The sequence below is a fragment of the Streptomyces sp. NPDC057010 genome (assembly GCF_042673805.1).
Lineage (GTDB): Bacteria > Actinomycetota > Actinomycetes > Streptomycetales > Streptomycetaceae > Streptomyces.
Window position 1 is genome coordinate 215,462 of the sequence record NZ_JBHUSC010000001.1, and the last position, 15,046, is coordinate 230,507.

Below are 15,046 nucleotides of genomic sequence, written 5' to 3' on the forward strand. Positions count from 1 at the left end.
GCATGACAACCGGTCCTGCCCCCGGCCCCGAAGACGCGGCCGCCCCCGAAGACACGGCCGACGACCTGCCCGCGGTGGCCCCGCAACTGCGGGACCTGCGTCGCCGCGCCGGACTCACCCTGGAGGCCGCCGCAGCCCGGGCCCGGCTCTCGCCCGCCCACCTGTCCCGCCTGGAGACCGGCCGGCGCCAGCCCTCGCTGCCGCTGCTGCTCGCGCTCGCCCGCACCTACGGGACGACCGTTTCCGAGCTGCTCGGCGAGACCCCGGCGGTCGCCGATCCCATCGTACGGGCCGGCGGACCGGGTGCCCGCGAGGCCGACGGCTGGACGTACTGGCAGGCGGGCGGTTCCGGGCGCGGCATGCAGGCGCTGCGCGTGCACGTCCCGCAGGGCCGCAGCCAGGGCGAGCTGGTCCGCGTCCATCCGGGCGAGGAGTGGCTGTACGTCCTGGGCGGGCGGCTGCGGCTGCACCTGGGGGAGGCCGAGCACCTGCTGGAACCGGGGGACAGCGCGCACTTCGACTCGCTCACCCCGCACCGCATCGCGGCCGCCGCCCCCGGCGGAGCCGACCTGCTGTTCGTCCACACCCTGCTCCAGAGCAGCCTCGCCGGGCTGTGCCTGGGTGCCGGCGCCACCACCCCGCACCACCGATAGCCGAGGAGTCGTACCCGTGCCCGAGACCAAGGCCGAGACCGCCGAGTCCAGGATCGAGCCCAAGATCGAGTCCAAGTTCCCCCGCGGCCTGGTGATCAGGCTGATCGCCTACTTGTTCGTCGGTCACCTCTTCGCCTTCTTCGTCTACCTCCTCTTCGTCCTGGGCGCCCGGAACCAGTAGGGGATCCTGTAACGGAGGAGGCCCGGCAGACTCTGGAAACATGCAGGTCCTGTCGCTACCCTCCGCGCATGATTTCCACGGTTGTCTGGGGTACCGGCAACGTCGGCCGTTTGGCCATCCGCGCGGTCGAGGCCCATCCAGCGCTGAAACTCTCCGCAGTCATCGTCCACGATCCAGCCAAGGTCGGCCGCGACGCGGGTGAACTCGGCGAGCTCGACCGCCCCTTGGGCGTCGAGGCCACCGACGACATCGAGGCCGTGCTGGCCGCCCGCCCCCGGGCCGTGGTGTACGCGGCCTCCGGGGACGTCCGGCCCGACGACGCGCTCGCCGACATCACCCGGGCGATCCGGTCCGGCGCTGTCGTCGTCAGCCCCGCCCTCTACCCGCTCTACGACCACCGCGGCGCACCACCGGAGTTCCGCGATCCGGTGCTGGCGGCCATCGCGGAGGGCGGCGGCTCGCTCTTCGCCTCGGGCGTCGACCCCGGCTGGGGCAACGACGTCCTCCCGCTCCTGATCAGCGGACTCGGCACCACCATCGACGCCATCCGCTGCCAGGAGATCTTCGACTACTCCACCTACGACCAGCCGGACTCCGTCCGCTACCTCGTCGGCATGGGCCAGCCCATGGAGTACGAGCCGATGATGCTCATGCCCTCGATCCCGACCATGGTGTGGGGCGGCCAGATACGCATGATGGCCCGGGCCCTCGGCGTCGAACTCGACGAGATCCGCGAGACGGTGGACCGGCGTCCGCTCGACACCACGGTGACCACCGGCACGATGGGCGAGTTCGAGGCCGGCACCCAGGGGGCGATCCGCTTCGAGGTGCAGGGCATCGTCGAGGGCGAGCCCCGCATCGTCATCGAGCACGTCACCCGCATCCACGCCTCGTGCGCGCCGGACTGGCCCACTCCGCCCGACGGCGGCGACGGCGCCCACCGGGTCGTCATCGAGGGCCGGCCGCGCATCGAGGTCACCGTCGAGGCCACCGACGAGGGCGAGAACCGATCGGCCGGCGGCAACGCCACCGCCGTCGGCCGCCTGGTGAGCGCCATCGACTGGCTCGTCGAGGCCGGTCCCGGACTGTACGACGCCCTCGACATCCCGCTCCGCCCCGCCATCGGCAGACTCGGAAGGAAACAGCCATGAGGATCGACGTCCCCGAAGGGCAGCACCCGATCGAGTACGTGTGGGGGGACATGGTCCCCGGTATCGGGATGGCCGCCGCCAACTTCTCCCTGTCGGTGTACGCCCACACCACCCTGGGCCTGCGGGAGTTCGAAGCCGCCCGGCTGCGCGTGGCGCAGATCAACGGGTGCGTCTTCTGTCTGGACTGGCGTACCGACCGGGACGGGGAGAAGGTCGAGGAGGAGTTCTCCGACGCGGTCACGGAGTGGCGCACCACGGACCGCTTCGACGAGCGCACCCGGCTGGCCGCGGAGTACGCCGAGCGGTACACCCTCGACCACCACGGTCTCGACGACGAGTTCTGGGAGCGGATGACCGCTCACTACAGCCAGTTGGAGATCGTGGAGCTGACGATGAGCATCGGGTCCTGGCTGGCCTTCGGCCGCCTCAACCACGTGCTCGGCCTGGACAGCGTCTGCGTGCTGCCGGGGCACTGAGCGGCGGATCGCCCATGGACGAGGGGCCGTTCGGTTCTTCCGAACGGCCCCGGCCGCTGGGGGGGAGGACGCGGCCCTACCGGAGGTCGGTGGCGATGATCTTCTCGATGTTGCGCTCGGCGAGTGCCGTGATGGTGACGAACGGGTTGACGCTGGTGTTGCCGGGGATCAGTGCTCCGTCGATCACGTACAGGCCGGTGTAGCCGTGCAGGCGCCCGTAGTTGTCGGTGGCCTTGTTCAGGACCGCACCGCCGAGCGGGTGGTAGGTGAGGGTGTCGTTCCAGATCTTGTTCCCACCGAACAGGTCGGTCCGGTAGATCGTCCCCTCCTTCGAGTTGATCTTGTCGAAGATGGTCTTGGCCATGTCGATGGAGGACTGCTTCCAGGCCGTCTGCCAGCTCAGCTCGGCGGCCCCCGTCGCGGCGTTCCAGGTGAACTCGCCGCGGTTCGGGTTCTTCGTGATCGACAGGTAGAAGGAGGCGTACGTCTCGATCCCCGTCGGGAGGGGCGCGACCTCGGCGAACGCGCCGCCGGCGTCCCAGTTGTCGATGCCGGAGCACGGGATCGTCGACTGGAGTTTGCCGGTCGCGTCCCACATGTGGTTGGCGCGGCCGCACATGACGTTGCCGTTCTCGCCCCAGCCCTTGCCGACCTCGCCGTTGAGGTTCGGCAGTGCGCCGGTGGCCTTGAGCTTGACCAGGAGCTTGCTGGTGCCGACGCTGCCCGCGGCGAAGAACACCCGGTCCGCGGTCACGGTCTTCGTGGCCACCGTGTCGCCGGTGGTGTTGATCTGGTCGATGGTCACGGTGTAGCCGCCGCCCGCCGCCGGGGCGACCGAAGTGACCTTGTGCAGCGCCGAGATGGTCACCCTGCCCGTGGCCCTGGCCTGGGCGAGGTAGGTCTTGACCAGCGACTTCTTGCCGTGGTTGTTGCCGTACAGGATCTCGCCGTCCAGGGCCGACTTCGTGGCGGTGCCGGCGGCCTCCTGCTTCATGTAGTCCCAGTCGTACACGTCGGGGACGAAGGTCCACGCGAAGCCGGAACGCTGGGCGTGCTTGCGGCCGACCCGGGAGAACTGGTAGCAGTCGGCGGTTTCGAACCAGGCCGGGTCGACCATGCCCACCCCGAGCCCGGCGTTGGCCCGGGGGTAGTACGTCGAGTACATCTCCTCGGCGTCCACCGAGGGGAGGACGGCGCTGAAGTTGGCGCGCTTGGGCGTGACCGCCATGCCGCCGTTGACCAGCGACCCGCCGCCGACGCCGCGGCCCTGGTAGACCGTGATGCCGGCGAAGTCCTCGGCGTCCAGGATCCCCGTGTACTTGGGGACGTCCTTGTCGATGGGGAAGCCGAGGAAGTTGCTCAGCGGTGCCTTGGTGCGGGTGCGCAGCCAGAAGGACCGGTAGTCCGGGCTGGTCACCTTCGGGAAGATCTTGCCGTCCGAGCCCGGGGTGTCCCAGGACATGCCCATCTCGATCATCTGTACGTCGACGCCCGCCTGGGCCAGGCGCAGCGCCGCGACGGAGCCGCCGTAGCCGGTTCCGATGACCAGGGCGGGTACGCGGGCGCCGTTGTCGATGGCGGCGGGGGCGGCGACTGTCTGCGCCCGGGCGGCCGGGGACATGTGGCCCGCCAGGGTCACCGCCCCGAGAATAGAACTTGTTCTAGCAATGAATCCACGACGTGAAAATCCACGCGAGTCTTTTCCGGGCAGGGCTTTGTCACTCATGTGACGTTCCTCACTCTCGGCTGAATGGGAACGAGTTCTACTGCCGCTCTCGTGTGAAGTCACTACATACGTCTAGGTAACTTTCGGTCGGTCATGTAACAGAGGGAGGGGGCCGGCGGCGTCGGACCCAGCCGAGCACGAGCACGGAGGCGACCGCCGCGAACGCGCACCAGGTGGAGGCGAATTCCAGCCGCCACAGCGCTGAGCAGGCCAATGCCCCGGCGGCCAGCACCACGCCGAGGAGGCGCAGCCACCGGTCTCCGGCGAGCAGGAGGGCGCCGAGCGTGGCGAACAGATAGCCCGTCAGGGCCAGTGGCATCCACGGAACATTCACGCCGTAGCCCAGGGCGTGCCCCCGGATCTCGGCGGTCACCGGCCGGGTCGCGAGACAGTACGAGAGCACGCCGGCAGTGGCGAGACCGGCGGCCGCCGGCCCCCACAGGCGGCGCCGGACCTCCGGCGCGGCGGCGAGCAGCACCCCGAACGCCACCCAGACGGGCAGCACCGGCAGGGCGATCACCGCCCAGGCCGTCGCGGCCGGGGAGCAGCCGCCGCCCGAAGCCCAGACGGCGGCCTCCACCAGCTGGTGCACGCCCAGCAGCAGCGGCAGCGTGGCCACGGGCAGATCGCGCGGCCGCCGCGCGCGCACCGCCCCCGCCACGCAGACGAGCCCGACGGCGGTGATGACCGTGCCCGCCGTCAGATCGGCCGTCGCGCTCCAGCACATGCCGCCCCGCTACGCCGGGGCCGGCCGCCGCGTCCCGGTCACGGTCGCCGCCCTTCCTCCCGCGGGGGTTCGAGCGGTGGAGCCGTCACCGCGCAGTGCGTGTGGCACTGCGGGTGGCAGGCCCCGGGCACGGGCGAGCGTACGGTCGCCCAGGCCACGGCGGCGCCGGCCACGAGCGCCCCCGCGCACCAGGGCATGGCCCGTCCGAAGGCCGCGTCGAACTCGGCCGCCGAGCGGTAGGCCTCCGGCCCCATTCCGGCCAGCAGCGGCAGCGCCGCCACCGCGAGGAGGCCGGCCACGCGGGCGGCCGCGTTGTTGATGCCGCTGGCCAGACCCGCCCGGCCCGGATCCACCGAGGCCAGCACGGTCGCGGTCAGCGGGGCCACCAGCGTCACCAGGCCCAGGCCCATCACGACCATCGCCGGCAGCACGTCCCGTACGTACGAGGCCTCCGGCCCCACCCGCAACATCAGCAGCATCCCGCCCGCGCACACCAGCGGGCCCACGGTCAGCGGGATCCGCGGCCCGATCCGCTCCCCGACCTCCCCCGCCCGGGCCGAGAGCAGCAGCATCAGCGCGGTGGTCGGCAGCATCGCCGCCCCGGCGGCCAGCGCCGAGTAACCGGACACCACCTGGAGCTGGAGCACGACGAGGAAGAAGAAGCCGCCGAGGGCCGCGTACACGAACAGGGTGACCACGTTGACCGCGGTGAACAGCCGGGACGAGAAGATGGCCGGCGGCATCATCGGCTCCGCCCGCCGCCGCTCGAGCCGGACGAACGCCCCGGCCAGCAGGAGCCCGAGCGACGCCGCGCCGATCACCGGTCCGGCGGCGGACCGCGCCTCGATCAGCGCGTACGTGACCAGCGCCAGGGCCGCCGCGCCCAGCACCGACCCGGCGATGTCGAACCGCCCGTGCGCCTGCGGGTCCCGCGATTCCGGTACGTGGCGCAGCGCCACAGGGACGCACAGCGCGGCCAGCGGCACGTTCAGCAGGAACACCCAGCGCCAGCCGGGCCCGTCCACCAGCCAGCCGCCGAGGAACGGCCCCACGGCCGCCCCCACCCCGCCCAGCCCCGACCACAGGCCCACCGCCCGGCCCCGGTCCTCGGCGCGGATGGAGCCCTGGATCAGCGCGAGGGAGCCGGGCGTCAGCAGGGCGCCGCCGATGCCCTGGAGGGCGCGGGCGGCCACGAGGATCCCGGCGTTCGGGGCGATCCCGCACAGCAGGGAGCCCACCGCGAACCACACCACGCCGAGCACGAACACCCGGCGCCGCCCGAACCGGTCGCCGAGCGCCCCGCCGACGAGGATCAGCCCGGCCAGGGTCAGCAGGTAGGCGTTGACCGTCCACTGGAGCACGGCCAGATCGGCGCCGAGGTCCCGCCCGATGCGGGGGAGGGCGACGTTGACCACCGTCGAGTCCAGCAGGGCCATGCTCGACCCGAGCACGGTGGTGAGCAGGATCCACCGGCCCTGCGCGGACGCGAGCGGGACCTCGGGGCCTGCGGGGGGTGCGGCGGGCGCGGTCATGACTTCAGGCTGGCGCGCGCGGCCGCGAAGGGCCACCGGGAGGGCGACCGCGAAGGGCCACCGGGAGGGCGACCGGGAAGGGCGGGGCGGCTCAATAGGCCCCCTTGTAATGGACATGACCTCTCGTTCACCATGACCCGCGCACGTCACGCGCACACCCTTCCCGCACAACCCGCACACACGGCGTACGAGGAGACCACACGTGGCCCCACGCAACAGGCGTTCCTTACGCGCGGCGCTAGCCGCCCTCACCTCGGTCCTGCTCCTCCCGGTCGGCGCGGGCGTCGCCGTCGCCGCACCGGACCCCCGGCCCGCCCCCAGCGCCGCCGAACGCAAGATCGAACCCAAGCTCCGCACCCAGCTCGAGGAAACGCCCAAGGCCGTCTTCTGGGTCTACCTCGACAGCGCCGCCGACCTCAGCGCCGCAGGCGGGCAGAAGACCCGCGCCGCCAAGGCCGAGACCGTGCTCCGGGCCAAGAAGGACCACGCCGCCCGCACCCAGGCCGACGTGATCAAGGCCCTGGAAGGCGCCAAGGCCGAATACACCTCGTACTGGATCGTCAACGCCGTCCGCGTCGTCGGCAGCGAGAAACTCGCAGGCACCCTCGCGCAGCGCCCCGAGGTCTCCCGGATCGACGCCGACGACAAGGTCGACCTCCCCAAACCCGCGGGGGGCAGCCGGGAGAAGACCGCCGCCGATGCCGTCGAGTGGAACATCGACCGCATCAAGGCCCCCCAGGTCTGGGAGCAGGCGGGCGTGCGCGGCGAGGGCATCGTCGTCGCCAACATCGACAGCGGCGTGGACTACACGCACCCGGCCGTCAACAACCAGTACCGCGGCAAGAGCGCGGACGGCTCCTACGACCACAACTACAACTGGTTCGACCCGGCCGGCGTCTGCGCCGCGGCCGCCCCCTGCGACAACAACGACCACGGCACCCACACCATGGGCACCATGGTCGGCGACGACGGCGGCAACAACAGGATCGGTGTCGCGCCCGGCGCCAAGTGGATCGCCGCCAAGGGCTGCGAGACCAACTCCTGCTCCGAGGCCTCCCTCCTCGCCTCCGGACAGTGGATCGTCGCCCCGACCGACCTGCACGGCCAGAACCCGCGGCCCGACCTCGCCCCGCACGTCGTCAACAACTCCTGGGGCAGCGCCGCACACGACGACTGGTACCAGCAGATCGTCGACGCCTGGCGGGCCGCCGGCATCTTCCCTGCCTTCTCCAACGGCAACTCCGGCCCGAGCTGCGCCACCAGCGGCTCACCCGGCGACTACGCGAGCTCCTACAGCTCCGGCGCCTTCGACATCAACAACGCCATCGCCTCCTTCTCCTCGCGCGGCGCCGGCCCCGGCGGCATCCTCAAGCCCAACATCGCCGCCCCCGGCGTGAACGTGCGCTCCTCCGTCCCCGGCGGCGGGTACGAGGCCTTCTCCGGCACCTCCATGGCCTCCCCGCACACCGCGGCCACCGTGGCCCTGCTCTGGTCCGCCGCGCCCGCCCTCGAAGGCGACATCGCGCAGACCGAAGCCCTCCTCGACGGCACCGCGCAGGACACCGACAGCGCCCAGTGCGGTGGCACCGCCGCCGACAACAACGTCTTCGGCGAGGGCCGGCTCGACGCCCTCGCCGCGGTGAACGGCGCCCCACGTGGCGCCATCGGCGCGCTCGCCGGAACCGTCCGCTCCGGCGGCGCACCGGTCGCCGGCGTCAAGGTCACCGCCGACGGCCCGATCGACCGTACGACGACCACCGCGGCCGACGGCACCTACCGCTTCGCCTCCCTCTCGGTGGGCGACTACACCGTGACCGCGGCCAAGTTCGGATACGCGCCGCAGACCGCCGGCGTGGCGGTGACCGAGAACGCCACCGCCACCGGCGACTTCAGCCTCACCCAGGCGGCCTCCGGCAAGCTCACCGGTACGGTCTCCTCCGCCGCCGGGCCCGCCGCGGGCGCCACCGTCACCATCGCCGACACCCCGGTGACCGCGACCACCGACGCCCAGGGCCGCTTCGAGGTCACCCTGCCGCACGGCACCTACGACGTGAACGCCACCCACCCCTCCCGCTGCCTCACCGGCGGCACCGCCAAGGCCACCGTCGCCGGGGACACCACCGTCGCGGTGAACCTGCCCGAGCGCACGGACGGCTACGGCTACGCCTGCGCCACCGCGGGCGACCGCCCGTACCAGGCGGGCAGCCGGCAGCTCGCGCTGACCGGCGACAACACCACCGAGCGGGTCGAGCTGCCCTTCCCGCTGCCGCTGTACGGGAAGACGTACGGGCAGGCGTGGATCGGGACCAACGGAACCGTCAGCTTCGGCGGCAACAACACCGGCGACATCAACGGGGACCTCCCGAGCACGGCCACGCCCAACGCGGCCCTCTACCCCTTCTGGGACGACCTGGTCGTCGGCGCGGCGGGCAGCGGCTCCGGCGTGTTCACGGCCGTCACCGGCACCGCCCCGCACCGCCAGTACGTGATCGAGTGGCGCGAGGTGGCCCACTGGTCGGCGCAGGCCGACAAGTTCTCCTTCTCGGCGGCGGTCGGCGAGGACGGCACCGTCACCTACTCCTACAAGGGGACGGGCGGCACCGGCATCAAGGGCGGCTCCACCGCCACCGTCGGCGTGGAGAACGCCACCGGCACCGACGCCTTCAAGTACTCCTTCAACACCCCGGTCATCACCGACGGCCTGTCCATCGCCTTCCGCACCACCAAGAGCGGCGTGGTGACGGGCCGTGTGCTCGACGCGAACGACGGCAACGGCATCGCGGGCGCCACGGTGAGCGTGGGCACGGGCGACGCGGTGGTCTCGGCGACCACGGCCGCGGACGGCGGATACGTCGTCCAGAGCCCGTCGGGCCGCACCTCCATCTCCCTGCAGGCACCGAACTACGAGGGGGTCACCGCGGCCCTGGAGGTCAAGGCCGCCGATGTGACGCCCGTGACGCAGTCGCTGCGGACGGGCAAGGTGACCGCGGCCGCGCCGGCCGTGGAGGTCGTCCTCCCGCCCGGCCAGCAGCGGACCCGGACCCTGGACCTGACCAACTCCGGCAAGGAGACGGCCTTCACGGTCTCCGAGGACGCCGCCTGGCTGACGGCCACCCCGGCAGGCGGAAACCTCCCGACCGGGGGCAAGGCGCCGGTCACCCTGGCGGTCGACACCACCGGCCTCGCCCCGGGCGCGGTCCTGACCGCCGACCTCAAGATCACCTCGGTGAGCGGGCGGACCCCGGTGCTCAGCGTCCCCGTCAAGATCGTCGTACCGCGCTACCAGGTCGCCCTCGACGCGGGCTCCTCGTCCGCGAGCACGGACTCCCTGGGCGACGGCTGGTCCCCCGACCGCAAGTACACGGCGGGCTCCTACGGCTACCAGGGCAACTCCACCGTCCAGTCCACCGGCCGCACCATCGCCGGCACGGACGAGCAGCGGCTGTTCCGCAGCGCGCGTGAGGGCATGTACGAGTACCGCTTCGACAACGTGCCGAACGGGACCTACACGGTGGAGCTGGGCTTCGCCGAGCTCTCCTCCACCAAGCCGAACAAGCGCGTCTTCGACGTCCTGGCCGAGGGCACGCAGGTCCTGCCCTCCCTGGACATCTCCCTGGAAGCGGGCACGTACAGGGCCCTGACCCGCACCTACACGGTCACGGTGACGGACGGGGTGCTGAACATCCGCTTCGTCACGCACGCCGGGTTCGGCAAGCCCCAGCTGAACACCCTGCGGGTGACCGACCGCCCCGACCGGCCGTAGCCCCGGTCCCGGCGTCCCCCGGCGGCGCGGTGACCGGCCCTGATGCCGGTCGCCGCGTCCGCCGGGGCATTCGGGTGGCCGGAGCCGCGACTCCGCCCCGACGCGCCGGGGGACCGGCGGGCGGCTGGCTAGCGTGGGCGACCATGACGCTCCTGAGCGACCAGGCCGAAGACATCCGGGCCCTGATGGGGCCCGCCGACCCCGGAGCGCTCTGGGCCGTCGGCGGGCCCGAGGGCGTCCAGGCGGCATCCGACACCGCGGCCGCCGCCGGCGACACCCTCTTCGACGTCGACGGACTGGCCACGATCCTCGCCCTCTGGCCCGCCATCGGAACCCTGGTCGACGAGGGCACGCTGCGCCTCCACACCCCCCTCACGGCCTACGCCACCCCACCGCCGAACGCCACGGGCACCGCGGCCGCGGCAAGCGCCCCCGGCGCCCTCACCGCCCACCACCTGCTCACGCACGCCGGGGGAAGCGCCGCCCTCACCCGCCTCGCCGAGGAGCTCTCCGGCAGCCCCCTCGCCGACCTGGCCGCCGCCCGCGTCTGGCGGCCCCTGGGAATGTCCCGCACCCACTACGCCGACGGCGCCCTCCGCGCGCCCGTCGCCGACCTGGTCCGGTTCCTGAGCCACCTCCTCGCCCCGGCGGACACCGGCTCCGGCGCCGGCGGAATCAGCCGTGCCTGGACGGCCGAGTCCCTCCGCATCCGGACCGGCGAGCTCACCCCGCCCCGCGGCCTGCTCTGGCACCCCACCCCCCACGGCGCCTGGTCCCACCACGCCCCGGGCCCCACCGGCCCGGCGCTCTGGATCTCCCCCCGCCACCACCGCTGGGCCCTCCTCCTCCCCACCACCCCCCACCCCCACCTCCGCACGTCCTTCCGCGACACGGCCTTCCCCCCGACGGGCCCCCGCTGAAAGATCCGGACCGCGAGCCGAGCGCGGGGCGGTAGATGCATTTGTGGGCCGAATCCGCGCAGCGGCCGAGTTCGCGGCGCATCTGATGGGACCCGTGCTTTCGGCTGGTGTCAGTGGTGGGGCTTAGGTTGGTCGGGTGCAGCTTCGCTACCAATATCGCGTCTACCCGACGCCCGGTCAGGCGACCAATGCCCGCCGGGTGTTCGGGTGCAAGCGCGTTATCTGGAACGATGCTCTGGCCCGGACCAGGTCGGTCAAGTCGTCGAACAAATTGCTGGGCAGCCCCGATCGACGGATCTCCGCGGGTCCGTACCTGCGGGTGCCGAAGAACCCGGACCTGTCCAGGGAGCTGATCACCGCGGCGAAGAAGACCGAGGAACGGGCTTGGCTGTCCGATGCCCCGGTCGGTGTGCTTCAACAGACGCTGCGGGACCTGGACAGGGCATGGGCGGCGCACGAGGACTCCAAAACCGGTAGACGCAAGGGTTCGAAGGTCGCGCCCCCGCGCTTCAAGTCGAGAAAGGACAACCGTCAGTCCGTCCGGTTCACCTCCTCCGATCGGTTCAAGATCTTGGACGGCGGCAAGTTGCGCCTGCCGAAGATCGGAGACGTCCGGGTGAAGTGGACCCGCGATCTCCCCTCCGTGCCGACGAGCGTGACACTGATCAAGGACCGGTCCGGCCGGTACTGGGCGTCGTTCGTGGTCGATACCGACCCTGCCGACGACGTATTGCCGCCTATCGACGGGGATCAGGGCATCGACCTGGGCCTGACCCGTTTCGCGGTCCTCGCCGACGGGTCGCACATCGCGTCGCCGAAGTACCTGCGCAGGGCGGAGAAGAAGCTGAAGAAGCGGCAGCGGGAACTGTCGCGGAAGAAGAAGGGCAGCAGCAACCGGGACAAGGCCCGGATCAAGATCGCCCGCGCTCACGCCCAGGTTGCCGATGCGCGCCGCAATTTCCATCACCAGTGGTCGCACAAACTGACGAGCGAGAACCAAGCCGTCTTCACCGAGACCCTGAACGTGCGTGGGATGATGCGCGGCCGCCTGGCCCGGAGCGTGCACGACGCGGGCTGGTCCCAGTTCGTCTCGTTCTGCGAGTACAAGGCGACCCGTCGCGGCCGGAACTTCGCAAAGGTTGCCCGGGACTTCCCCAGCTCGCAGATTTGCTCCGCATGCGGACACCGTGACGGCCCCAAGCCCCTCCACATCCGAGAGTGGACGTGCGGCAACTGTGGTTTGGTGCGCGACCGGGACTGGAACGCGGGAAAGAACGTTCGCTACGAGGGCCGCCGCGTCCTTGCGGCGGCAGAACCACCCACCCCCGGACCGGGGGCCCGACGCCGGTAACGGCGGCGGTAAACGCCTGCGGAGCGCACGTAAGACCAGGCAGCCGCCCGGCAGAGCGCGCAATCCCCACGGAGTGGGGAGGAACCAGGAACCCACCCGAGGCGAGGCGTCTCCCACGCGGGGGACCGCCCGCAGAGGGAAAAACCTCGCCCTTAAGGGCGAGGGAGGAGGTCAATCGGGGTACAACCGGTCCGGGCTCGTCGTCGCGCAGTGCCTGGTCGAGCGGGGGATGGCGGCGGACGAGGCCATTGCGCTCGTGCGGCGCCGGAGGTCTCCGTGGGCCCTGAACAACGAGGTCTTCACCGCTTACCTGGCCGCCGGGCTGGACGTCGCGGCCCTGCTCGTCGGGCTGGAGCCGGGGCAGTAGCCCCCGGGTGGCACTCGGGGCGCGGAGCGTGCGCGGGGGACGTACGGTGATGCCGATGTCACCGACCGTTGTAGTGCCGGCTGTGGAGGTCCGCGGATGCGTACGGTCCAAGGGGTCGCCCTCGACGGGCTCAGGGCCCGGGTCAGGGCCCTCGCGGAGCGGACCCGGCTGCCGGCGCGGGCCGCGGCGGGTGCGCCCGCGGGCCGCTACCGGCGGGGCGCCCCGGGATCCGGGGTGGTCGGCCGGGCCCGGGGCGAGGTGCCGCTCGCGGACGGCGGTCCGGCCGTGCCGGTGCTCGGCGCGGGGCGTCCCGGCTGGCGGACATCCGTAAGGGAATCGTTTCTGCATGCGGCCGCCCTGCTCCGGGCGCCCCGCCCCCGCCGCTCCCGCCCCGTGCGCACCTCCGCCGCGCTGCGTGCCCTGCGCGCCCGGCACGGCGGTGCGCCCGTCCTCCTGCGCACGCGGACCGGCGAGCGGGTCCTCGTCCTCCTCGACCCGCGCGACGTGTGCCGCTTCTACGCCGAACCCGTGAGCCCGCAGCCGCGGATCGACGCCGAGGCGCTGGCCGCGACCGTCCTGGCGGCCGTGGCCGAGGAAGCTCCGCACTTGACCGCCTCCGGGACCCTCGACCCCGCGCGCGCCGACCGTGCCGTGGGGCGCGCCGCCCGGCGGATCGTGCTCGGCGACGCCGCCGCCGGGGACGGGGAACTGGCGGGCTGGCTCAGGCGTTCCCAGCCCGACGGAGCGGGGCCGGGGCTGCGCAAGGGTGCCCCGTACGACCTGGCCTGCTCCCGCATCCGGGAGTACGCGGGCCGGGCTGGCGCGGACACCCTCGTCGCGCGGGCCGACGCGACGGACCCCGCCGCCCAGGCCCGCCAGTGGCTGCTGGCCATGGACTCCCTCCCGGCCACCCTGCTGCGCACCCTGCTCCTGCTCGGCGCGCACCCGGCCGAGCAGGAGACGGCCGCCGCCGAAGCGGCTGCCGGGGCGGCGGGCGGCGGTGAACTGCCCAGGCTGCGGGCCTGCGTACGCGAATGCCTGCGGCTCTACCCGGTGGTGCCGGAGCTGATCCGGGTCACCCGCGACGAGACCGACTGGCGGGGCGTCCGCTGCCCGGCCGGGACCTCCGTGCTGTTGCCCGCCGCGTTCCACCAGCGCGACCCCGAACGGGTGCCGGCCGCGCACGTGTTCGTGCCCGGCCGGTGGAAGAACCCGGCCGCCGACCACGACACCCGGATGGCGCCCTTCGGGCACGGTGGCGGGCGCTGCCCGGGCGACGAACTCGGCTTGCTGGTGACGGCCGCGTTCTGCGCCGAGGTACTGCGGGGCCATCGCATCGGGACCACCCGCCCGGCCCTGGACCCGGTGGGGCCGCTGCCCACCACGCTCGACGCCCATGCCATCCGGCTGGGCCTCACCCGCCGGTGACGGGAAGCGCCTCCAACCCCGCCCTGATCCGACACTGCCCGAGACAACCCCCTGCCGAACCACGCGAGGATCCCCATGCCCGACGCCGCGACCGCCGCGTCCGCCGACGCTGACGTCGACCTGCTCGACGACCTGTGCCGCGCACTCGCCGAGGCCGCCGACGCGGTCGGCGAGGCCGCCCGTTACGCCTCCGGGCTGGCCCTCGGCGCCCGCCTGCCCGCGACGGCGCTCGCCCGGGGAGGCCGCCACCGGCTCGGCTGGCGCACCCTGCTCCGCACCCTCACCGACCCGGAGGGGCTCGGCTGGGCGCCGCGCGGCCGGGGCGGCGTGGCCCGGGCCGGCCGGCTCGCCGGGCTGCTGGCCGGCCGGGAGAGCCTCGCGATCAGCGTCGCCGTGTGCGGGCTCCGGACGCGGATCCGGGCCGTCAGCGCGAGCCGCCCCGAACTCCTCGAAGACGCCGGTGCGGCCGCGGTGCTCGACGCCGTCGCGGAGGGCAGGCAGGCCGAGGCGGCCCGCCTGTTCCGCGGCATCATGCGCGAGCGGGGCACCGAGCACGCCTTCGCCTTGTTGGCCCCTGCCTTCGCCGACATCCTGGCCTGGAAGGCCCTGACCGACGCGAACCCCTTCAACGACCATGCCGGCTGGCAGGTCGCCACGGGCCGGGCCGTGCCCGCCGAACCGCTCCTCGGGCTGGGCGCCGCCTTCTGGGCCTTCTGCGACCGCGGCCCGGGCCTGCCCGAAGGGTCGGCACCCTCAGTGGGGTCAGCCGAC

11 protein-coding genes and 2 pseudogenes are annotated in these 15,046 nt (G+C 72.8%); 10 read left to right on the forward strand and 3 right to left on the reverse strand.

Annotated features, from left to right (window positions below):
• Positions 1 to 2 precede the first annotated feature (2 nt).
• The 4 genes from ACFTXQ_RS01030 to ACFTXQ_RS01045 all read left to right on the forward strand — a co-directional run bounded on the left by ACFTXQ_RS01030 (position 3) and on the right by ACFTXQ_RS01045 (position 2,461).
• Positions 3 to 653, forward strand: a complete 651-nt coding sequence (locus ACFTXQ_RS01030) for a helix-turn-helix domain-containing protein (protein ID WP_382634473.1) — start codon at positions 3 to 5, stop codon at positions 651 to 653.
• Positions 654 to 669: 16 nt separating this feature from the next.
• Positions 670 to 834: a DUF6126 family protein gene (locus ACFTXQ_RS01035; protein ID WP_382634475.1), complete on the forward strand. Its 165-nt coding sequence runs from the start codon at positions 670 to 672 to the stop codon at positions 832 to 834.
• Between the two features lie 68 nt (positions 835 to 902).
• Positions 903 to 1,985: a dihydrodipicolinate reductase gene (locus ACFTXQ_RS01040; RefSeq protein ID WP_382634478.1), complete on the forward strand. Its 1,083-nt coding sequence runs from the start codon at positions 903 to 905 to the stop codon at positions 1,983 to 1,985.
• Positions 1,982 to 2,461 (forward strand): carboxymuconolactone decarboxylase family protein, encoded by a 480-nt coding sequence (locus tag ACFTXQ_RS01045; RefSeq protein WP_382634481.1) that lies wholly within the window; start codon positions 1,982 to 1,984, stop codon positions 2,459 to 2,461. The genes ACFTXQ_RS01040 and ACFTXQ_RS01045 overlap by 4 nt, the downstream gene beginning before the upstream one ends.
• A 76-nt stretch (positions 2,462 to 2,537) precedes the next feature.
• Here the strand turns inward: ACFTXQ_RS01045 and ACFTXQ_RS01050 are convergent, their stop codons facing one another.
• From ACFTXQ_RS01050 to ACFTXQ_RS01060, 3 genes are all read right to left on the reverse strand, one after another.
• Complete coding sequence (locus ACFTXQ_RS01050) at positions 2,538 to 4,187, reverse strand: GMC oxidoreductase (protein ID WP_382634484.1); 1,650 nt, start codon at positions 4,185 to 4,187, stop codon at positions 2,538 to 2,540.
• 91 nt (positions 4,188 to 4,278) lie between these two features.
• Positions 4,279 to 4,914 (reverse strand): DUF6629 family protein, encoded by a 636-nt coding sequence (locus ACFTXQ_RS01055; RefSeq protein WP_382634486.1) that lies wholly within the window; start codon positions 4,912 to 4,914, stop codon positions 4,279 to 4,281.
• Positions 4,915 to 4,952: 38 nt separating this feature from the next.
• Positions 4,953 to 6,446 (reverse strand): MFS transporter, encoded by a 1,494-nt coding sequence (locus tag ACFTXQ_RS01060; RefSeq protein WP_382634488.1) that lies wholly within the window; start codon positions 6,444 to 6,446, stop codon positions 4,953 to 4,955.
• Positions 6,447 to 6,648: 202 nt separating this feature from the next.
• Here ACFTXQ_RS01060 and ACFTXQ_RS01065 point away from each other — a divergent pair, with 202 nt between their 5' ends.
• The 6 genes and pseudogenes from ACFTXQ_RS01065 to ACFTXQ_RS01090 all read left to right on the forward strand — a co-directional run.
• The gene (locus tag ACFTXQ_RS01065) at positions 6,649 to 10,209 is read left to right on the forward strand and encodes a S8 family serine peptidase (protein ID WP_382634491.1); all 3,561 of its coding nucleotides are present in this window, start codon (positions 6,649 to 6,651) and stop codon (positions 10,207 to 10,209) included.
• 143 nt (positions 10,210 to 10,352) lie between these two features.
• A complete protein-coding gene (locus ACFTXQ_RS01070; protein ID WP_382634494.1) occupies positions 10,353 to 11,129 on the forward strand; it encodes a hypothetical protein in 777 nt (258 codons plus the stop codon).
• Positions 11,130 to 11,265: 136 nt separating this feature from the next.
• A complete protein-coding gene (locus ACFTXQ_RS01075) occupies positions 11,266 to 12,480 on the forward strand; it encodes an RNA-guided endonuclease InsQ/TnpB family protein (RefSeq protein ID WP_382634496.1) in 1,215 nt (404 codons plus the stop codon).
• 178 nt (positions 12,481 to 12,658) lie between these two features.
• A pseudogene (locus ACFTXQ_RS01080) lies at positions 12,659 to 12,847 on the forward strand (protein phosphatase); the annotation flags it as partial.
• A 96-nt stretch (positions 12,848 to 12,943) separates the two neighbouring features.
• Positions 12,944 to 14,275 carry a cytochrome P450 gene (locus ACFTXQ_RS01085; protein ID WP_382634498.1) on the forward strand — a complete coding sequence of 444 codons (1,332 nt, stop codon included), beginning with the start codon at positions 12,944 to 12,946 and terminating at the stop codon, positions 14,273 to 14,275.
• Between the two features lie 75 nt (positions 14,276 to 14,350).
• Positions 14,351 to 15,046: pseudogene (locus ACFTXQ_RS01090) on the forward strand (hypothetical protein); the annotation flags it as partial.

Coding starts and splice junctions, on each gene's coding strand:
- ACFTXQ_RS01030 (WP_382634473.1), top strand. CDS start 3: ATGACAACCGGTCCTGCCCCCGGCCCCGAAGACGCGGCCGCCCCCGAA.
- ACFTXQ_RS01085 (WP_382634498.1), top strand. CDS start 12,944: ATGCGTACGGTCCAAGGGGTCGCCCTCGACGGGCTCAGGGCCCGGGTC.
- ACFTXQ_RS01040 (WP_382634478.1), top strand. CDS start 903: ATGATTTCCACGGTTGTCTGGGGTACCGGCAACGTCGGCCGTTTGGCC.
- ACFTXQ_RS01050 (WP_382634484.1), bottom strand. CDS start 4,187: ATGAGTGACAAAGCCCTGCCCGGAAAAGACTCGCGTGGATTTTCACGT.
- ACFTXQ_RS01060 (WP_382634488.1), bottom strand. CDS start 6,446: ATGACCGCGCCCGCCGCACCCCCCGCAGGCCCCGAGGTCCCGCTCGCG.
- ACFTXQ_RS01070 (WP_382634494.1), top strand. CDS start 10,353: ATGACGCTCCTGAGCGACCAGGCCGAAGACATCCGGGCCCTGATGGGG.
- ACFTXQ_RS01055 (WP_382634486.1), bottom strand. CDS start 4,914: ATGTGCTGGAGCGCGACGGCCGATCTGACGGCGGGCACGGTCATCACC.
- ACFTXQ_RS01045 (WP_382634481.1), top strand. CDS start 1,982: ATGAGGATCGACGTCCCCGAAGGGCAGCACCCGATCGAGTACGTGTGG.